Source organism: Pseudorhodobacter sp. MZDSW-24AT, from assembly GCF_002794355.1.
Classification (GTDB): domain Bacteria; phylum Pseudomonadota; class Alphaproteobacteria; order Rhodobacterales; family Rhodobacteraceae; genus Pseudotabrizicola.
Map to the genome: position 1 here is coordinate 117,507 of NZ_PGOI01000012.1, position 19,870 is coordinate 137,376.

Annotated in this window: 18 protein-coding genes; 6 read left to right on the forward strand and 12 right to left on the reverse strand. The window is 66.6% G+C overall.

Translation table 11 applies throughout. The features are described from left to right. Positions 1-30: 30 nt before the first annotated feature. The 7 genes from pufQ to CUR21_RS16155 form a co-directional block, all read right to left on the reverse strand. On the reverse strand, positions 31-243 hold the full coding sequence (gene pufQ, locus CUR21_RS16125) for a cytochrome PufQ (protein ID WP_100198095.1): 213 nt from the start codon (positions 241-243) through the stop codon (positions 31-33). Continuing rightward, positions 236-1,738 carry a chlorophyllide a reductase subunit Z gene (gene bchZ / locus CUR21_RS16130; RefSeq protein ID WP_100198096.1) on the reverse strand — a complete coding sequence of 501 codons (1,503 nt, stop codon included), beginning with the start codon at positions 1,736-1,738 and terminating at the stop codon, positions 236-238. Before bchZ ends, pufQ begins: the two co-directional genes overlap by 8 nt. A gap of 124 nt (positions 1,739-1,862) precedes the next feature. Next, positions 1,863-3,386, reverse strand: coding sequence for a chlorophyllide a reductase subunit Y (gene bchY, locus CUR21_RS16135; protein WP_100198097.1), 1,524 nt, complete (start codon positions 3,384-3,386; stop codon positions 1,863-1,865). Positions 3,387-3,449: 63 nt separating this feature from the next. Beyond that, a complete protein-coding gene (locus tag CUR21_RS16140; RefSeq protein ID WP_100198098.1) occupies positions 3,450-4,454 on the reverse strand; it encodes a chlorophyllide a reductase iron protein subunit X in 1,005 nt (334 codons plus the stop codon). Beyond that, positions 4,451-5,395 carry a chlorophyll synthesis pathway protein BchC gene (gene bchC / locus CUR21_RS16145; protein ID WP_100198099.1) on the reverse strand — a complete coding sequence of 315 codons (945 nt, stop codon included), beginning with the start codon at positions 5,393-5,395 and terminating at the stop codon, positions 4,451-4,453. Before bchC ends, CUR21_RS16140 begins: the two co-directional genes overlap by 4 nt. 221 nt (positions 5,396-5,616) lie before the next feature. Continuing rightward, entirely contained in the window at positions 5,617-6,657 is a 1,041-nt protein-coding gene (locus tag CUR21_RS16150) for a methyltransferase (protein ID WP_100198206.1), read from the reverse strand. A gap of 76 nt (positions 6,658-6,733) precedes the next feature. Continuing rightward, positions 6,734-7,603 (reverse strand): polyprenyl synthetase family protein, encoded by an 870-nt coding sequence (locus tag CUR21_RS16155; RefSeq protein WP_100198100.1) that lies wholly within the window; start codon positions 7,601-7,603, stop codon positions 6,734-6,736. Between the two features lie 122 nt (positions 7,604-7,725). Between CUR21_RS16155 and crtD the strand changes: the two genes are divergently transcribed. Continuing rightward, the gene (gene crtD / locus CUR21_RS16160) at positions 7,726-9,276 is read left to right on the forward strand and encodes a 1-hydroxycarotenoid 3,4-desaturase CrtD (RefSeq protein ID WP_100198101.1); all 1,551 of its coding nucleotides are present in this window, start codon (positions 7,726-7,728) and stop codon (positions 9,274-9,276) included. Next, complete coding sequence (gene crtC, locus CUR21_RS16165) at positions 9,273-10,115, forward strand: carotenoid 1,2-hydratase (RefSeq protein ID WP_100198102.1); 843 nt, start codon at positions 9,273-9,275, stop codon at positions 10,113-10,115. Before crtD ends, crtC begins: the two co-directional genes overlap by 4 nt. 193 nt (positions 10,116-10,308) lie before the next feature. Here the strand turns inward: crtC and CUR21_RS16170 are convergent, their stop codons facing one another. From CUR21_RS16170 to CUR21_RS16180, 3 genes are all read right to left on the reverse strand, one after another. Then, entirely contained in the window at positions 10,309-10,788 is a 480-nt protein-coding gene (locus CUR21_RS16170; protein ID WP_100198103.1) for a TspO/MBR family protein, read from the reverse strand. 195 nt (positions 10,789-10,983) lie between these two features. Continuing rightward, entirely contained in the window at positions 10,984-11,988 is a 1,005-nt protein-coding gene (crtB, locus tag CUR21_RS16175; RefSeq protein WP_100198104.1) for a 15-cis-phytoene synthase, read from the reverse strand. After that, complete coding sequence (locus CUR21_RS16180; RefSeq protein WP_100198105.1) at positions 11,985-13,571, reverse strand: phytoene desaturase; 1,587 nt, start codon at positions 13,569-13,571, stop codon at positions 11,985-11,987. The genes crtB and CUR21_RS16180 overlap by 4 nt, the downstream gene beginning before the upstream one ends. Positions 13,572-13,649: 78 nt before the next feature. Here CUR21_RS16180 and crtA point away from each other — a divergent pair, with 78 nt between their 5' ends. Genes crtA through bchO form a run of 4 tightly spaced genes read left to right on the forward strand, consistent with a single transcriptional unit; the run spans position 13,650 to position 18,017 of the window. Beyond that, positions 13,650-14,423, forward strand: coding sequence for a spheroidene monooxygenase (crtA, locus tag CUR21_RS16185; RefSeq protein WP_369802543.1), 774 nt, complete (start codon positions 13,650-13,652; stop codon positions 14,421-14,423). Further along, entirely contained in the window at positions 14,423-15,478 is a 1,056-nt protein-coding gene (bchI, locus tag CUR21_RS16190) for a magnesium chelatase ATPase subunit I (RefSeq protein WP_100198106.1), read from the forward strand. Before crtA ends, bchI begins: the two co-directional genes overlap by 1 nt. Positions 15,479-15,485: 7 nt before the next feature. Continuing rightward, entirely contained in the window at positions 15,486-17,150 is a 1,665-nt protein-coding gene (locus CUR21_RS16195) for a magnesium chelatase subunit D (RefSeq protein ID WP_100198107.1), read from the forward strand. A 3-nt stretch (positions 17,151-17,153) separates the two neighbouring features. Then, positions 17,154-18,017, forward strand: coding sequence for an alpha/beta fold hydrolase BchO (gene bchO / locus CUR21_RS16200; protein ID WP_100198108.1), 864 nt, complete (start codon positions 17,154-17,156; stop codon positions 18,015-18,017). 108 nt (positions 18,018-18,125) lie between these two features. On the opposite strand, the gene idi is transcribed toward bchO, so the two are convergent. Next, positions 18,126-18,701 carry an isopentenyl-diphosphate Delta-isomerase gene (gene idi / locus CUR21_RS16205; protein WP_100198109.1) on the reverse strand — a complete coding sequence of 192 codons (576 nt, stop codon included), beginning with the start codon at positions 18,699-18,701 and terminating at the stop codon, positions 18,126-18,128. After that, positions 18,677-19,870, reverse strand: a complete 1,194-nt coding sequence (locus tag CUR21_RS16210; protein WP_100198110.1) for a geranylgeranyl diphosphate reductase — start codon at positions 19,868-19,870, stop codon at positions 18,677-18,679. Before CUR21_RS16210 ends, idi begins: the two co-directional genes overlap by 25 nt.

Genomic DNA, 19,870 nt, shown 5'->3' on the forward strand with positions numbered 1-19,870 from the left:
GCGCGGCGGAAGGAAAGTCTTGCGGCCGGGTCAGGGCCGGAAAATGGCAGGCGTGATCGCCTTGGCTTCCAGCCAGGCGCGGGCCAAGGGCCCATGCACCGGCAGGCGCTGGTGGCGCAGCGCCGTCCAGGCCCAGGCCAACAGCGACAGCGGCACCGCGACCAGGAAGATCAGCACGAAATACACATAGAACTCGGCCTTTGGCGTGCGATGCACATGGCCGCCTGCGGTCTGGTCACTCATGAATGCCTCCCTTGGCGTTCGCGTCTTGGGTTGGGCGGGCATCCCCGCGCAATCCTTCGACAAATTCGACAATCACCCGCTCGGCCCCGTGGTCGAGCGCGGCCTTCTCCGCCGCATCCCGCAAGGATTTGGCGGCCGAGATCCGGGTCAGCACCGGGTGCTCGGAAACAATGCGGTCCAGTGCCGCCTGCGCGTCGAGATCCCATGGGAAATCGCGGCGCAAGGTGGTGGGGGTGGCGGCGGCGCTGTCCATCTCAGACCCCAAGGGCAGGATGTGGAACAACGCCTCGAACAGCCCGTTGCACACTTCCTGCAAGATCCAGACCGCCCCGGCATAGCCCATGAAAGGCGTGCCGGTGTGCCGCCGGATCGCGGCCCCGGGAAAGCTCGCGGCGATGAAACTCGGGGCCGGACCCCCAAACGATCCGGGTCCGCCCTTCATCTCCGCCATGTACATCTTCTCGTTGATCGACCCCATCACGATCAGCGGCCGATGCTGTTTGAGCAGCGCGCGCACCGCCTCGTTGTTGGTCTTGGCCCCCGCGACGCGCGACACCGCAAAGGCGCAAGGCAGGCCCAGATCATGCTCAAGGTAGTTGCGCACGCCGCGCGTATAGGTGTCATTGGCCACAATCGCGAAACTCGCGGTGGCAAAGAAATCCTGCGTGACCGACCGCCACAGATCCCAGACCGGCTTCAGCGTGCTGTGCTTTTCCCGCGCGATGAACGGCTCCGGGTCCAGCCCCAGCAATTCCCCCAAGCTGCGCAGGAATTTCGTGGTCGACTCAAGGCCGAAGGGCGCTTGCAAATAAGGTTTGCCCAGCACCTCCGCGAGACCGCGCCCGAATTCGCGGTACATCACGATGTTCACATCGGCATTCACCAGATTGCGCATCTCGGCCAGATGGGCGCCCAAGGGCATCACCATATTGACCTCGGCCCCGATGCCTTCGACCAAGCGGCGGATCTCGTGCAGATCGCTCGCCATGTTGAAGGTGCCATACATCGGGCCCAGAATATTGACGCGCGGCGGCGCGCCGTCTTCGCGCTTTTTCTCCACCGGCATCCGGCCCTTGGTCATGCCGAATTCGGTGAAGATCCAGGTCATCGCGCGGTCAGCGCATTGCCACTGGTCCTCGTCGATGGTGCGCGGCAGGAAGCGCTGAATATTGGTGCCCGCCGGGGTGACGCCCCCACCGATCATCTCGGCGATCGACCCGGTCACCACCACCGCCGGCAGCGCCGGGTCGAGAACCTTCCAGGCCCGCGCCATCGAGGCTTCGGTGCCCGAGGACATCTCATCCTCGGCCAATCCGGTGACGACAATGGGCAATTCATGCGGCGGCAACGCGTCGGTGTAATGCAGCACCGAGGTGACCGGCAGGTTCTCACAGCCCACCGGGCCATCAATCACCACCTGCAATCCCTTGACGGCGCAAAAGGCATAGATCGCCCCCCAATAGCCGCCCGCCCGGTCATGGTCCTGAATCAGCATGGGGTGCCCTCCCCACGATCTTTCTGCGAAAGATCAGCAGCACGAATGTTCTGCGAACATTCCAACCAAAGTTTCGCAGAAACTTTGTCCTTACGATTTTTCGCAGAAAAATCGAGGCGATGGGTCATATCATCTCCTCCGCCTTGGCCGCGCGCGCCAGCTTGTCCAGCTTCTTCTGGTGGGCGGCGCGGAAATCGGGGCGCAGGTTCGGCGCGCCTTCCCAGATGCCCGAGGTGTCGTCCTTGCCCACACCCTCAAAGAACGCCTTCATGCCGGCCATGCGGCTCTTGTTGCCCATCGCGGCGGTGATGACCTGCGCCAGCGATCCCGCGCCCGCCGGCCCCATCAAGGGGCGCGCCGAAATCAGGTTGGTGAAATACAGCGCCGGAATGCCCAGCTCCTTGGCCTTCTGCACCACCGGTGTGGTGCCGATCGCCAGATCGGGCGCAAAGCCCGCCATGGCGGCACAATCGTCTTCCAGGCTCGCACGGAACTTCACCGCCACGCCGCGCGCGGCGAGCCAAGCGCGGTCTGCCTCGCTCCAAGCACTGCGCGCGCAGGCCGTGCCGACATAGGGCACCTCGGCGCCGCTTTCGATCAAGAGCCGCGCCACCAGCAGCTCCGACCCTTCATAGCCCGACAGCGTGATGCGCCCCCGGATCGGGTTGGCGGCCAAAGCCGCGCGGATGGAGGCGCCAAAGGCATTCTGGGCCGCCGCGATCTTTTCTGCCGTCACATCATAGGCTTGCCCGACAGAGCTCAACCAGTCCATCGTGCCCTCATAGCCCACCGGGGCAGAGCCCACCACGCTGCGCCCGGCCGCCTCGAAAGACCGCACCGCCGCCGTGTAGAACGGATGGATCGCCGCCACCACCTTGCAATCCAGCGCGGCGTAAAGCTCGCGCCACGCGCGGCACGGCACCACCGGCCCCGCGGCCAAGCCCATCGGCGCCAGCATGGCGCCAATCATCATCGGATCGGCCGGGAACATCTCGCCCAAAAGCGCCACCGCCGGGCGGTCGCTGCGCCCCGTGGTTGGCGCCGCCACCGGCCCTGCCGCCACCTCGGCGCGCGCGTAATCCAGCATCGCGCCCGCCAGCACATCCTTGGCCTCGGCATGGGTTGGCACGCCGAACCCCGGCACATCGATCCCCACGATCCGCACGCCGTTGATTTCCTTCGGCAACAGCCGCAGCGGCACCCCGCTTGCGGTGGGCACGCACAGGTTCGTCACCACCACCGCATCATAGCGCGCGGGGTCCGCCAGTTCATGCACCGCATCGCGGATGTCCTCGAACAGCTTGCCCGTCACCAGCGATTCCGAGTTGAACGGCACATAGCCCACCGACCGCCGCGCCCCGTAGAAATGCGACACGAAGGTCAACCCGTACACACAGCAGGCCGAGCCCGACAGCACCGTCGCCACCCGCCGCATCCGCAGCCCCACGCGCAAGGACCCGAAAGCCGGGCACATGGATTGCGGTTTGTCATGAGGCCCTTGCGGGTAATCTTTCGCGTAACGGTTTAACAATTCCGTGTTGCCCGCTGCCCGCGCGGCCGCCGCCATCTGGTCGGCCCCGGCATGGCATCCTTGCCCATCCAGCGATGGCACAGCCGCTTCGGGCGCCACATGGCGCAACCCGCTCATCGCGCACGCCCCTTGGCTTGCAACACGCGCAGCGCCTCTTCCAGCCGGGTCAGGGTGTCGAGATCAAACATTGTCATACACCACTTCCAGCGAAGGCCGCGCCCCCGCGAAGGCGCCGCGCATGTCGGCATCCGTGGCGGGGGTCAGCACGAAATCGGCCCCCGTATGCTCGGCACTGAACAGCGCCAAAAGCCCATCCTGCGTCAGCGGCACCGGGCGCACCGGCGGCGCCACGCCCACCGCCGAAGCCAAGCTTTCGAACAGCGGCCCCCACTGGCTCTCATAGCTGCCGACAATCTGGTAATTGGCCGATTTCTTGCGCAGATCATCGTCTTGCGGGATTGCCGCCAGCACCGGGATCTTCACCGCTTCCGCAAAAGCCGCCGCTTCGCCCGTGCCATCATCCTTGTTGATGACCAGCCCCGCCACGCCGACATTGCCGCCCAGCCGCCGGAAATACTCCACCGCCGAACACACATTGTTCGCCACATACAGCGATTGCAGGTCGTTCGACGCGACCAAGATCACCTTCTGCGCCATGTCGCGGGCAATCGGCAGGCCAAAGCCGCCGCAGACCACATCGCCCAGAAAATCCAGCAGAACATAGTCAAAGTCCCAGTCATGGAACCCCAGCTTTTCCAAAAGCTCGAACCCGTGGATGATCCCGCGCCCGCCGCAGCCACGCCCCACCTCTGGCCCGCCCAGCTCCATCGCGAACACACCGCCGCGTTTGAAGCAGACATCGCCAATCTTGACCTCTTCGCCCGCCAGTTTCTTGCGGGTCGAGGTCTCGATGATGGTGGGGCAGGCCTTGCCGCCGAACAACAGGCTGGTGGTGTCCGATTTCGGATCGCAGCCGATCAACAGCACCCGCTTGCCCATCTCGGCCATCATGTGGCTCAGGTTGGCCAGCGTGAAGGATTTGCCAATCCCGCCCTTGCCATAGATCGCAATGATCTGCGTCTTCTTGGTGGGCGCGCCCTGCGGCACTTCCAGCGAAGGTTCATCATGCGCCTCGGCGCGCAGACGGGCATCGAAATCCTTGAGGTTCGGAATATCCAAAGTCATGCGTGGCCGCTCCAGTCCAATATCATTTTCAGGCAAGACGCGTCTTCAAAGGCCAAGGCATAGGCCTCTGTCGCATCCGCAGCAGGGCGGGTGTGGGTGATCAGCCCGGAAAGCGACAAAGCGCCGCTTTCGATCAGCGCGCGCACCGCCACCAGATCATCGGGGGTCCATTCGCTGGCAATCCGAATGCGCGCCTCTTTCATAAATGCGGGCGGAAAGGCAAAGCTCACCGGCTCGGTATAGAACCCCGCCAGCACCACTTCGCCGCCTTTGGCAAGCCGCATCACCAGCGGGTCCAACAGGCCCTTGGCACCGCTGGCATCGTAAATCGCCTTATAGTCGCGGCGGCTGTCGGTTGCGGGGTCAATCACCTCATAGCCCAGCGCGCCCTCGCGCCGGGCGGGGTTCACTTCCCACACGGTGGGCGCAGGCGCCCCCGCCGCAATCGTCAGCCGCGCCAGCAACCGGCCCAGCGTGCCATGGCCGACAATCAGATCGGGCAAAGCGGTGTTGAACCCGGCAAGCGCATGGCGCGCCGTGGCTGCCAGCGCCAGCAAGGCACCTTCCGCCCCGGCCCCCCGGTCCAGCCGCGCCACCCGCGCCGCAGGTGTCACCAGATGGCGCGATGCGCCCCCAAACAGGCCGCGCACATTTTCTGCAAAACAATTCGCGCCGGGCACAAACACATGCTCGCCCACGCGGAACCCGGTTTCCGGGGCGGCCTCCACCACCTCGCCAAATGCCTCATATCCCGGCACCAGCGGATAGCCCATTCCCGGAAAGGGCGGCATCGTGCCCGACCAGAACAGCTTTTCGGTGCCCGTCGAAATGCCCGAATGCGACACCTCGACCACCAGATCCCCTGCCGTCGGGGGCACAAGGCCCAAGGTCGCAACCCCAAGGTCACGCGGCCCCGACAAGATGACGGCAGATGTTTTCACCAGTCTGTCTCCCCTTTCCGCCGATCACAGAGTCGCGATGCAACGGAACCTTTTCACTAGCTGTAAGTTTAGACTTACAATTCAAAGTGTCAATTTAAATGGACATGTTTTGAGCAGATAGCTGTCGCGCCTGTTGCACAGCCAAGCCCCGGCCAGCGCCCAAAGGCGCTTTTGGCAACGACGGGCCTGTTTTTGCCGCCTGCGCGGCAGTGCCTTTGCGGTCAGAACGGCTTTTGCGCCGTCAGGGCCGAGGTGACATAGGGCCTTGGCCCGGGGTAGTCGCGCAGGCCGGTAAAGCCTGCCGCAGACAAAAGCGCTGCAATTTCGACGGCCGAGCGTGTGCGCCCGGTCTGCATCGCCAATGTGTAAACCGCGAAATAAACATCCGTCGCCGGATCGGGGCGCGCGCCTCCCGACATCGGCTCCGAAATCAACAGCCGCCCGCCCGGCGGCAAGGCGGCAAACGCCGCCTCCAGCAAGGCCGCCACCGTAGAGTCGGAATGGTCATAAAGCACCCGGATCAGGCTGATCATATCCGCGCCCTGCGGCAGCGGATCGTCCCGGAAACTGCCCGGATGCACGGTCAGCCGCGCCAGAGGGGCGGCCCCCTCCACCACCGCGGGCAAGTCGAACAGCGTCAGCCGCAGCGCCGGATACTGCGCCGCCACCGCGCGCAGAAAGGCGCCGGTGCCGCCGCCCACATCCATCAAATGGCGCACGCCCCGCAGGCTGACCAGCCGCAGCGTGTCGCCTGCCACCAGCGCCTGACTGTCCGCCATCAGGCGGCTGTAGCGCGCGGCAAGCGCAGGCTCGGCGGCCGCCCCCGCGCCAAAGACATAAGGCCAAAACCCCGCCAGTTCGGGCTGGGTCTGGCCTCGGAAAAACGCCACCGGATCGGCCAGATCGCGGTAAAGCACATCATGGTGCCGCACCATCGCCTCCAGCCCCGGCACGGTCAGAAAGGCCCCGCCGCGCGGGGTCAGATGCCATTGCCCGCGCGCGTGGCGCAGCAGTTTCAGCGCAGCCCCCGCCTGCACCAAAATCTGCATCCGCGCCTCGGGCACCGCCGCCCTCTGCGCCAAACGCGGCAGCGACGCGGGCCCTTCGGCCAGCGCGTGCAACACCCGCAACTCCACCAGCGCCAGCAGCGCCTGCGACTGCACAAAGCCCGAAACCACGTCGAAAAGCGCGCGCCCCTCGGCCCGCGATCTCAGCCTAAGCCCCGGAATCCGCTCGATCACGGCGTGAAAGCGCGGTGACATCGCCAGACGGGTCAGCCATGCCGGCCCCGTCCGCCGCAGCCGCTCGGGCCGGGGCAAGGGCAGATCCGCCACCCCCTTATCCCTTCGCCGCCGTCAAGCGCGCGGGCGTCATCTTCTCGGCATAGGCGCGCACCATCTGCGCCAGCATCGCCTCCCCCGGACAGGCCGGAATCGAGGCGATCGCGCCCCCAAGAATGTCGCGCAAATGCGCCACCGCCCCCGCCACGCCCAGCTCCGTCACCGCCGAAGGCCGCCCATGCGCCACATCCTGCCCCGCAGGCTTGCCCATCTCCTCCGCCCCCAGCAGCGCGTCCTTCAGATCATCCGCCACCTGAAATGCAGCGCCAATGCGTGCGCCCAGCTCTTCCCACGGCTCCGCATCCTGCCCCGCCGCCAGCGCCCCCATCTGCGTCGCCGCAATGAACAGCGCCCCCGTCTTCGCCCGGTGATAGGCCGCCAGATCGATCTGCCCTTCGCTCTCCCAGCCTTGGCCCGCACAAATGCCAAACGGCATCCCCGTGCGCTGCGCCAGATGCCGCACCAGCCCCAGCGCCCGCTCCGGCGCCTCTGCCCCCGCCCGCGCGAGCACCTCGAAGGCCAGCACGATCAGCGAATCCCCCGCCAGCACCGCCAAAGGCTCCCCAAAGGCCCGGTGCACCGTCGCCTTACCCCGCCGCACATCGGCATCGTCAAAGGCGGGCAGATCATCATGCACCAGACTCGCGCAATGGATCAGCTCCAGCGCCACCGCCGCCGCATCCGTCAGCCCCGGCCGGTCATCGCCACAGGCCAGCGCCACCGACATCAGAATCGTCGGCCGGATGCGCGCGCCCCCCGGAAACACCGCATAAGGCAAGGCCGCCCCCAGACGCGGTGGCGCCGCTTCGGATTGCGCCAAGGCCATCGCCCGCCCCATCGCCGCTTCGATCCGCCCATCCAGTGCCATAAGCTGCCCTCTCCTGACGCTTTGCCCCATCGTGGCAGCGCCTTGGCCATGTGTAAACCAAAACTTACACATTTCGCGTCATTCCCACTTTACAACCTCCCGCAACCCGCCATCATGCCCCCATGCAAAGCCGCGACACCGCAGTCATCATCGGGGCCGGGATCGGAGGCCTCGCCGCCGCCATCCGTCTGGCGGCCAGCGGCCTGCGCGTCCGCGTGCTCGAGGCCGCCGACAGCCCCGGCGGCAAGGCGCGCGCCCTGCCTTCTGCCGCAGGCCCGGTTGACACCGGCCCCACCGTCCTCACGATGCGCGCCGAATTCGACGCCCTCTTCGCCCTCGCGGGCCAGCGGCTGGACGATCATGTCACCCTCACCCCGCTGCCCATCCTCGCCCGCCATTTCTGGCAAGACAGCCCGTCGCTCGACCTCTTCCCCGACCCCGAGGCGAATATCGAAGCCATCGACCGCTTTGCCGGGCCACGAGAGGCCGCCGCCTTCGCCCGCTTCAACCGCCTGTCGCAGGCGCTTCTGGCCGCCTTCGACGCGCCGGTGATGCGCAGCGCCACGCCAAATCTTGCCCGCATCGCCCGCACCGCCGCCGTGCAACCCAGGCTCTGGCCCGCCCTCCTGCCCGGTGTCTCGCTCGAAAGGCTGCTCAAAGCTCACTTCCGCGACCCGCGCCTGATCCAGCTTTTCGCCCGCTACGCCACCTATGTCGGCGGCCGCCCGCGCCATGCACCGGGCGTGCTCGCGCTGATCTGGCAGGCCGAGGCGCAAGGCGTCTGGGCCGTGCGCGGCGGCCTCCACAGCCTTGCCCAAAGCCTTGCCGATCTTGCCACCGGCCTTGGGGTGCGCTTTCACTATGCCACCCGCGCCCGCCGCATCCTCACCGCCCAAGGCCGCGTCAGCGCCGTGGAAACCGAAGGCGGCCACCTGTTTCCCTGCCAGCATTGCGTCTTCAACGGCGACCCCGCCGCCCTCACCGCCGGCCTCTTGGGCCCCGAGGCGCAAGCCGCCCTGCCTGCGGCGAAAACCCAGCCCCGCAGCCTTTCGGCCCATGTCTGGGCCTTTGCCGCCACCGTCCAAGGCCCCGCGCTCGCGCATCACAACGTCTTCTTCACCGACGATCCGCAGGCGGAATTCGGCCCCATCGGCGCCGGGCGCGCGCCGGACAAACCCACCCTCTACCTGTGCGCGCAAGACCGCCTCCCCCATCCGCCCCGCGGGCTCGAACGCTTCGAAATCATCCTGAACGCACCCGCAGGCCTGCCCGCCCATCCAGACGAGGAACCGCAATGCCGCGCACGCACCTTCCCCCGGCTTCAGGACTTCGGCCTGACCTTCTCGCCGCCCCCGCCGCCGCAGGCGCTGACCACGCCCAGCCAACTGGCCCGGCTCTACCCGGCCTCGCAAGGCGCGATCTACGGCCGCTCGCCCGAGGGGCTGCTGGCGGCCTTTCAGCGCCCGACCGCCCGGACCCGCCTGCCGGGGCTCACGCTGGCGGGGGGCGGCGCGCATCCGGGGGCGGGGGTGCCGATGGCAGCCCTCTCCGCACGGCATACGGCCGAGGCGATCACGCAGGACCGGATTTCCGCGTCGCGGTCGGCCCCGATGGCTACGCCTGGTGGTATGTCGACGGCGTCAGCACCGACGGGACGCGCGCCGTCTCGGTGATCGGCTTCATCGGCTCGGTGTTCTCGCCATGGTATCGCTGGTCGGGCCGCCAAGATCCGGAAAACCACTGCTGCCTCAATGTGGCCACCTATGGCCCCGGCAGCCGCTTCACCATGACAGACCGCGGCCGCGCCGCCTTGCGCCGCAGCGCCGACACTTTTGAAGTCGGCCCCAGCAAGATGCACTGGACCGGACGGCAGCTCATCATCGACATCAACGAATGGGGGGCGCCGCCGATGGTCACCCCGGTGCGCGGCCAGATCATCCTGACCCCGCAGGCCATCACTTCGGCCGAGGTGCGGCTCACCCCGGACGGCGCCCATATCTGGCGCCCCTTCGCGCCCAGCGGCCAGATCTCGGTCCGGCTCAGCCAAGGCCATCACTGGGACGGGCACGGCTATTTCGACGCGAATTTCGGCAGCCGGGCGCTGGAAGCAGATTTCGATTTCTGGACATGGGGCCGCTTTCCGCTGCGCGACCGCACGATCTGCATCTATGACGCCACCCGCCGCGATGGCAGCCGCCTCGACCTCGCCGTCGAGATCGACAGCAGCGGGCAGGTCAAAGGGGTGGACGCCCCGCCCCGCACCCGCTTTGCCCGCAGCCTGTGGCAGGTGAAACGCGAAACCCGCGCCGATCCGGGCGTGATGCCGCGCCAGCGCCTGAACATGCTGGATGCGCCTTTCTACAGCCGCAGCCTCGTGGAAACCCGGCTGAACGGCGAGTCCACCACCGGCGTGCACGAAGCGCTCGATCTCACCCGCTTTCGCCAACCCCTGCTCAAACCCATGCTCGCCCTGCGCGTCCCCCGCCGCAAAGGCTGGGTGTTCCCGGACTGACAAGGGCAGCACCTCTGGCCAGCCCCCGGGGGCTGTCTGCCCCCGGGCCCCCGAGAGTATTTGGGAAAGCTGCAAGGCAGAAAGAGAAGGATTGCGAGGTGGCGCCTTGTCCTGTGCTGCACCGTCCCGAAAAGAGACGCAGGCATGGCTTGCACCTTTTCCAAATACTCCCGCGCGGAGCGCTCCCGCAGGCTCAGCCCGCGCGCGCTTCGGCCGGATTGCGCCGCCACACCGAAGCGTTCAAGGCGCCCGCAATGCTCACCCACACAAGGTATGGCACAAACAGCAGGCCCGCCACCGGGTCGATCCGCCAGAAGGCGACAAGGGTGGCCGCCACCGCAAGCCAGAGAAAGCCCAACACCACCAGCCCGGCCTTGATCCGCTTCAGGCCGAAAAAGACAGGCGTCCACAAGGTGTTCAGCGCGATCTGCACCGCCCAGAAGGCCAGCGCCTGCCCCACGCCCGGCACGCGGCCCGCCAGCATCGCCACCCGCATCGCCGCCAGCGCCATGCACAGATACAGCAAGGTCCAAGCCACCGGGAACATCCAGTCTTTCGGCGTCCACCACGGCTTGTTCAGGCTTTGATACCACGCGCCGGGCTGAAACATCGCCCCCGTCGCCGCCGCCGCGCCACAGGCGGCAAGATAGGTGAAAAACAACGAATAATCCATGCGCCTGCACCTCATGCTTGTGCTTTATCTAATCCACGGGGCCCCAAGCACAAGGCACCGCGACCCTGCCCCAAGGGCAAAGGACCCGGCCGCCGCTTGGCGGTCTGGCGGCGGTCTAATCTTAATTTTCCGTGAATCTCACAGAGCCAAAGGGTTGATAAGAAATGATTTTGATTTTGTAACACAGGGAGCAGCTCACGCCATCCCGCGCGAGCGCGCCTCCAGCTGGCTCAGCACCTCGAACAGCGCCTCCGAACGGCCCCGCGCCGCATCCTTGCGGGCCGCCGCCTCCACCAGAAAGGCCACCTCCGGGGCGGGCCGGGCATGCAAGACCGCCGGCTGCGGCAGCACCGGCGAGGCCAGCGCCCGCAGGCCCGCCAGCACCAGCCAGCCCAGCTTCTGCCCCCCGCCGGTCCGCGCCCTCTGGCTGACCGAGTCATGCCCCGCCCGCGCCACCTGCCCCCCGATGCCAGCATAGATATGCCGGGCCGCATAGATCCCCGGTCGGCAGCCCAGCGGCAGCGCCGCCACCCCCGCCTCGGCCCGGAGGTAGAGCCGCTCCGCCTCCCCCAAAAGCCGTGCCGTGGCCCGCCGCAGCCCAGCGCTCGGGGCTGGCGCGGCCAGAAAGGCCTCCGGCTCCACCCCTTCCGCCCGCAGCCAGTCCAGCGGCAGGAACACCCGCCCCGCCCGCGCGTCCTCGCCGACGTCCCGGCTGATGTTCGTGAGCTGCATGGCCAGCCCCAGATCGCAGGCACGGGCCAGCGCGTCGGGCTCGCGCACCCGCATCAGCACGCACATCATCGCCCCGACCGCCGCCGCAACACGGGCGGAGTAGTCCAGCACGCCCGACAGGCTGTCATAGCGGCGCCCCATCGCATCCCACGCCAGCCCTTCCAGCAAAGCCTCAGGCAAGGCGCGTGGCATCTCGAAATCCTCGACCACTGCGGCAAAGGCGCGGTCGGCATAGCCGTCGCGCGGGCGGCCCTGATAAACCAGCTCCAGCCGGTCGCGCAGCCTCAGCACGGCCCCCGCCTTGTCCCGCCCCTCATCCACCTCGTCGTCGGCCACCCGACAGAAAGCATAGAGCGCCAGCGCCGGATCGCGCACCCGGGCGGGCAACAGCCGCGAGGCCGCGTGAAAGGACAACGAACCGGTCCGGATCGCCGCGCGGCATGCCTCCATATCAGCCGGCGCGATCATTCGGCCGCCATCCGCAATGCCTGCTCTGCCGCCGTTTCCCGGCGCACCTTCGGGTCGGGGACCAGCTTGCCCAGCACCTCCGCCGTGCCCACAACGCCCGGAAGGCCTGCGCCCGGATGGGTGCCCGCCCCTGCAAGATAAAGCCCCGGCAGCTCCTCGCTCACGTTATGCGGGCGGAACCAAGCCGATTGCAGGATCCGCGGCTCGATTGAAAACCCGGAACCGTGAGGCGAAAGATAGCGGTCGCGAAAGGTTTCCGGCGTGAAGGTCAGGCTTTCGGTGATCCGGCCCGTGACTCCCGGCAGCAGACGGTCCTCCAGCACCTTGAGCATCTTGGCGCGGTAGGGCTCTTCTTCCGTCGCCCAATCCACGGCATTGGCATGGCCCAGATGCGGGACCGGAGAGAGAACATAAAACGTATCGTCTCCGGCAGGTGCACAAGATGGATCTGTGACCGAGGGACGATGGACATAAAGGCTCATGTCGTCTGCAAGGCGACCACGGAGAAAGATGTCCTTGATATGGTCACGGTAGCGCGGGCCCACGACAATAGAATGGTGTCCAACATCTCCCCACATCCCCGCCGTGCCTTGGGTGCCGAAATACCAGACATAAAGCCCCATCGACCAGCGCGCCCGCTTTAAACGCCTTGGTGTCCAGCGGCGCTTGGCTGCGTTGCGCAGCAGGCGGTCATAGGTATGGCCGGCGTCGGCATTGGAGACGACAACCGAGGCTGGCAATCTTTCTCCCGACACCAGTCGCACGCCCGAAGCACGCCCGGCCGAAAGGGTGATTTCATCCACCTCTGTGCCCTGCACCACCGTGCCGCCCTGCGCTTCGATCACCCGCACCATGGCATCTGCGATCGCCTGCACCCCGCCCATGGCGTAGTGCACGCCGAAGGCTTTTTCCAAGTGGCTGACAAGGATGTACATGGAGGTGACATTGAAGGGATCGCCGCCAATAAAGAGCGGATGAAACGACAGCGCGAAACGCAGGTGTTCGTCTTTCACGCGTGCGGCGGCATGGGCATAGACCGACCGGTCGGCGCGCAGCATGGCGAATTTCGGGATCACCTTGAGCGTGTCCCAGATCTTGTGCATCGGCTTGCGGCCCAGATCTTCATACCCAAACCAGTAACGCGCCTCTGAGTCTTTGAGGAACTGTTCATACCCCTTCGAGTCGGCGGGCGATATGCGCGCCACCTCGGCCTTGATCGCCGCATCATCCTGCCGCGCCGTAAAGCTTTCGCCGTCCGCAAAACGGATTTCGTAGAAGGGGTCCATCGGCACGAGGCGCACGTCCGCATCAAAGTCCCGCCCACAGGCGGCCCAAAGGTCACGCAGCCCTTGCGGCACCGTCACGATGGTGGGCCCCAGATCAAAGCGATGGCCGTTGCGGCTGATGGAAGACCCGCGGCCCCCGGCACGATCCAAGCGGTCAATGACGGTGACGCGATAGCCCTTGGCCCCAAGCCGCATGGCCGAGGCAAGCCCCCCTAGGCCTGCACCAATGACGATGGCCTGATCCGAATCCGGTTCAGAAGGGAGGAGCGGGGCCTGAGGGCGCGACGTGGTCTGCATGACCCAATGATAGCCTGTCCATTTTAATTTACAACAATTGGGTTTTCGGGCCTGACGCACGAGTTCATACTTCCTCTTGTGCGCAAAAAGTGTAAGACTGAATTTACAGTATTCTTTGCTGGAGGGCCGATCATTCCTGTTGCCACGCTGAGCCTGTTCCGATTTGACGGCGCCTTTGCCCGGCTTTGGGTGCTGGGGCAGATGGCAGCGGCACGACTGCAGATGCGCGGCGAAGGCAGAGCCTTGTTCTGGAAGCTTTGCGGATCAGGCACCGGGCAAGGTTTCACGCCGAAGCCGAACTGGGGCGTCTGGGCGATTCTGGCAACTTGGCCGGATGAGGCGTCAGCGCGCGATGCGGTCGCTTTCAGTCCGACCTTTGCCGAATGGCGTCGCAAGGCGACCGAGAGTTGGACCTTGTTTCTGGCGCCGACGGCGGCGCGCGGAGCATGGGATGGCGAAAACCCCTTTCAGCCCACGACCAGATCCGCCGGACATGGGCCAATCGTTGCGCTGACCCGTGCCACTCTGCGCCCTGCCCGCGCAGTGCAATTCTGGAAACGGGTGCCCGATATCTCGGCCGTGATTGGCGCGGACCCCAATGTGGCCTTCAAAATCGGGATTGGTGAGGTGCCCTTGCTGCATCAGGTCACATTTTCGATCTGGCCCGATGCCGCGAGCATGGTTGCCTTCGCGCGTGAGGATGGCCCCCACGCCCGCGCCATTCAGGCGGTGCGCGCGGGGGACTGGTTCTCCGAAGAGCTTTATGCCCGGTTTGCCCTTCTGGGCACAGTGGGCCGCTGGGAAGGCGAAGATCCGCTATCCCATCTGATCACAGAGAAGGACGCCGCCTGATGCCCGCAGAAACCGCGCCGAAACTGCATGCGCTGCCCAGCCGCCCCGCACCGCGCCAGCCCTTTCCCTTTTCGGCCATCGTGGGGCAAGAGGCGATGAAGCAGGCCATGGTGCTGACCGCGATTGACCCTGCCATCGGTGGGGTGCTGGTCTTCGGAGATCGGGGCACCGGGAAATCAACCGCCGTGCGCGCACTTGCCGCCCTTTTGCCCGAGATCGAGGCGGTGGAGGGCTGCCCTGTCAATTCGGCGCGTCCGGATCTGTGCCCAGACTGGGCGCAGGTGAGCGCCACCCAAATCACCCGCAAACCAACCCCGGTGGTCGATCTGCCGCTTGGCGTGACGGAAGACCGGGTGGTGGGCGCGCTGGACATTGAACGGGCGCTCACCCGGGGGGAAAAGGCGTTCGAACCGGGTCTGCTGGCACGGGCAAATCGGGGATACCTGTATATCGACGAGGTCAACCTGCTGGAAGATCACATCGTTGATCTGCTGCTCGACGTGGCGCAATCGGGCGAGAATGTGGTGGAGCGCGACGGGCTTTCCATCCGTCATCCGGCGCGCTTTGTGCTGGTGGGCTCGGGGAACCCCGAGGAGGGCGAATTGCGCCCGCAACTGCTGGACCGCTTTGGCCTGTCAGTCGAGGTGACTTCGCCGCGGGATGTGGACACCCGGGTTGCGGTGATTTTGCGCCGCGATGCCTATGAGACCGGTTATGACGCTTTCATGCCCGAGTGGCAGGCAGCGGATGCCGCCTTGCGTGAGCGCATTCTGGCGGCGCGTGTGGCTTTGCCCGCCCTGAAAACGCCCGCCGTTGTGCTGCATGACTGTGCGGCATTGTGCATCGCGCTGGGGTCGGACGGCTTGCGCGGAGAGTTGACGCTGCTGCGCGCGGCGCGCGCCCAGGCGGCCTTCGAGGGGGCCGAAACGGTGGGACGGGCGCATCTTAAAGCGGTGGCCGTGATGGCCTTGTCGCATCGTTTGCGCCGCGATCCGCTGGACGAAGCCGGGTCGGGCGTGCGGGTGGCCCGCATGATGGATGAGGTTCTGCCGTAAGGCTGCCATGGAGTGGGACCGCATCATCCTCGCGCTTCAGGTGATGGCTGTTGATCCTGCGGGGGTGGGAGGCCTCTGGCTGCGGGCCCGCAGTGGTGCCCTGCGCGACCGGGTCACAAATGCTTTGACCGCCCTGCCCTTGCCGCTTGCGCGACTGCATCCCGGGGTTTCGGACGAGGCGCTTTATGGCGGCCTTGACCTGTCTGCCACGCTGGCCTCGGGCCGTCCCGTGCGATCGCGCGGAGTGCTGGCGCGGCCCGCCGCGCTGATCCTGACCATGGCCGAACGGGTGCCGCCCGGCCTGTCGGCGCGACTGGGGCAGGCGCTGGATCAGGGCGGAGCCTGTTTGATCGCGCTGGACGAGGCGGCGGAAGACGGCGAAGGCCTGCCCGCGGGGCTGGCCGAACGCTTGGCGCTTTTTGTTGATCTGGACGGGCTGGCATGGTCTGAAAGTTCGGACATCACGCTGGATGCCAGCGCCTTGGACGCAGCCCGGACCCGCCTGCCCGGCGTTGTGCTGCCAAAGGAGGCCGCACGCGCGCTGACAGTCGCGGCCGCCGAGTTGGGCATCACCTCTTTGCGCGCGCCTTTGCTTGCGATGGCCGTCGCGCGCGCCTTGGCCGCGTTGGCTGGGCGCGTCACGGCGACCGAGAGCGATGTAATGCAGGCCGCAGAAATGGTCTATGCTCAGCGGGCCCTCCCCTTGCCCTCTGCCGAGGCCAAGACGCCCGAGAGCCCGCCCCCCCCATCGGAACCGGGCGAGCCGGAGCCGTCGGACGACGCGCCTGACGCGGAAGCCATCCCCGGAGAGATGATGATCGAGGCCGTGCGCGCCGCCCTGCCCGCTGATCTTCTGGCACAACTGGCGGCCGGACGGGCGGCCCGCGGCGCCAAGGGCGCCACTGGGACGGGTTTGGCGCGCGCGGGCAACCGACGCGGGCGGCCGTTGCCTTCCCGCCCGGGCAAGCCGGGTGCGGGGATGCGTATCGATCTGGTCGGCACCTTGCGGGCAGCGGCCCCGTGGCAGCCGTTGCGCAGACGGACGGCACAATCGGACGCGGTGCTGTTGGTGCGCGGATCTGACATCCGCGTGAAGCGCTTTCAGGAAACTTCAGACCGGGTGCTGATCTTTGCGGTCGATGCCTCGGGCTCGGCGGCATTCGCCCGTCTGGCGGAGGCCAAGGGTGCGGTCGAGTTGCTGCTTGCGGCGGCCTATGCCCGACGCGACCATGTGGCTCTGGTGGCCTTTCGCGGCACGGGGGCCGAGGTCATTCTGCCCCCGACGCGCAGCCTTGTGCAAACGAAGCGCCGTCTTGCGGGAGTGCCCGGAGGCGGCGGCACACCGCTTGCGGCGGGGATAAAGGCGGCACTGGCGACGGCGGCGCAGGCGCGCGCGCGCGGACTGACGCCGACGATCGCGCTGTTGACCGACGGGCGTGGCAATATCGCGCTCGACGGCAGCCCCGACCGCATGCAGGCGGAACAAGAGGCCATGCAACTGGCGCGCACGATCCGATCCTGCGCGTTTCCGGCCGTTGTGATCGACACCGCAAACCGGCCGCAGACCAGCCTTGCCCAGATGGCGGGTGCGATGGGCGCGGCCTATGTCGCGCTGCCCCGCGCGGATGCGCGGCGGCTGTCTGGCGTGCTTGGCGCGGCCTTGGGGGACTGAACGGTGGAGTCCGCCCGCCTTCCTGAAGACTGGCCTTTTCGCGCGCAGGCCCGCCATCGGCGTGTGTCCCCGCATGACTGGTGGGTGATCGACACCGGCCCACGCGCGGCCCCGGTGCTGCTGCTTTTGCATGGGGCGGGCGGCTCGGGCCACAGCTTCCGCGCGCTGATCCCCCTTTTGTCGCAAGAGTATCGGGTGATTGTTCCGGATCTGCCCGGTCAGGGCTGCACCCGCGCGGGCGGGATGCGACGGCTTGGGCTGGACGCCATGGCCGAGGATCTGACCCGTCTGTGCCAGTCGGAAGAATGGACCCCTCACGTGGTGATTGGCCATTCGGCGGGGGCCGCGATCGCCTTGCGGATGGCGGAGCTTTTGCCTGTGCAGGGGGTGGTGGGCATCAACGCCGCGCTTGGCACCTTTGATGGGGCGGCGGGGGTGATGTTCCCGCTGATGGCGCGCGCGCTCGCGGCCACGCCGTTTGTCGGGTCGGTGGTGTCGCGGCTGTGGGGCCAACCGGCGACGGTGCGCAAGCTTCTGGCCGGAACAGGCTCGCCGCTCGACAAGGCGGGGCAGGACCAATATCTGGCGCTGGTGCAGGACGCGGATCACGTCAGCGGCACGCTGGGCATGATGGCACAGTGGCGGCTGGAGGGGCTGATGACGCGCTTGCCCGCCTTGACGACGCCTGTTCTGCTGATTGCCTCAGAAGGTGACAGGGCTGTGCCGGCCAACGTGTCTCGGGATGCGGTGGCGCATATGACGAAGGCCACCTTTTCCCAGATCGCGGGCTATGGGCATCTGGTCCATGAAGAGGCGCCCGAGGCGGTTTCAGCGGCCTTGAAGCCGTGGCTGCGGGCACTGGCTTGACGCCTTGCTTTGGCGGCGCCGTGGAGGGGGGCGCTGCCCCCCGCCTGCGGCTCCCCCCGGAGTATTTGGAAAAGGTGCAAATCTTGGGCTTTGGAGCAAAAAGAACAGTCAGCGCGTCAGGCCAACGCTGGCTCCGAAGATGCGGGCCATGTGTTCGTTCATGTAGATCTGCAGCCAAGGGGTAAACTTGGCGGGGCTCCGCCGCGCTTCGGCGGCGAGATCGTAGAGGTCGATCCAGCGGGTCTCCATCACCTCATCGGGATTAGGGGTGACGGAGAGGTCGGGTCCGGCTTCGGCGACAAAGATATCGACCAGTTCATGTTCGATCAGACCGGCCCCCACATCGGCGCGGTATTCCACCCGGTCGGCAAATGCCGGGAACAGGCCGGTGATCCCAAGCTCCTCGCGCAGACGACGCACCGCGCAGGCGGCGGGATCTTCGTCCCAGCGAGGATGCGTGCAGCAGGTATTCGCCCAAAGACCCGGCGTGTGATACTTGGTCATGGCCCGCCGCTGAATCAGCACCCGGCCATGGTCCACCACGAAGACCGACACCGCCTTGTGGCGCAATCCACGCTGATGCACCTCAAGCTTGCCCACGGGGGTAAGGCGGCCTTCAACCCAGGCCGGAATCAATTCTTCCGCAAAGGCGCGCGCGTTCACGACCACTTTGGCGATACCCATCCCAACAGATGTGCCATGTTCTTGATCCCGATCTTAATATGCGCCATGGGCCGTGCCTTCACCAAGGATTTGTTCATATAGGCCTCGAATGTCAGCCTTTGCACATCAAGATCGTGGCATAGGCTGACAAAGCGTTCGCGCCGGTCATCGCTGCGATAATAGGCATCCTGCATCGAGCGCAAGACCCGGAAGACGGTGCCGTGCTCACGCATGAACATCTTGCGCGCGAGTCTCAGATCCTTGGCGCGACCCGATTGCAGCGCGGCCTGTGCCGCAGTGGCCGCCACGCGCCCCCCGGCCATGGCGTAGAAGATACCCTCTCCCGAAGAGGGCGCCACGACCCCTGCCGCATCGCCCGCAAGCACGACATCGCGACCATTGTCCCAGCGGTCCAAAGGCTTGAGCGGGATGGGCGCGCCTTCCTTGCGGACGGTTTCACAGCCTGCGAGCCCTGCCATGGCCCGCAGGGCGGCGGTGGCCTCTTTCAGGTCGACCCCGTCGACCTCGGTGCCCATGCCAACGCTGGCGTGCTTGCCATGCGGGAAGACCCAGCCGTAAAAATCCGGGCTGATCTTGCCATCATAAACCACATCGCAGCGCATCGGATCGTAATCGGAATTGGCGGCCATGGTGCCTGTGGGGGCCTTGATGATCTCGTGATAGGCAATGACGTAAGGAATCTTGTCCCCGCCCGGCACTTCGGCGCGTGCGACGGCCGAGCGCGCACCGTCGGCCCCGATGACAAGGCGGGTGCGGCTGCGCCGTTCGGCGCCCGACACCTTGTCGCGCCAGATCACGTGTGTGCCCGCCGCATCACGCTCGATCCGCAGGAAAGTGCCGGTCAGCCGCTCGGCCCCGGTCATCGCGGCGCGGTCGCGCAGGAATTCATCGAACGCCTCGCGGTCGACCATGCCGACATAGCCGCCCTCGATATGAATATCCACAGCGCGGCCCGTGGGGCTGATCATGCGGGCCGTGTTGATCTTGGCCACCAGCAAGCTGTCAGGAATGTCAAAATCGCGGATCGCGCGCGGCGGGATGGCGCCCCCACAGGGCTTGATCCGCCCGGCCCGGTCCAGCATGGCCACCCGGTAGCCTGCCCGGGCGAGGTCTTCTGCCGCCGTTGCCCCGGAAGGTCCGCCGCCGACAACGAAAACATCATAAGGCAT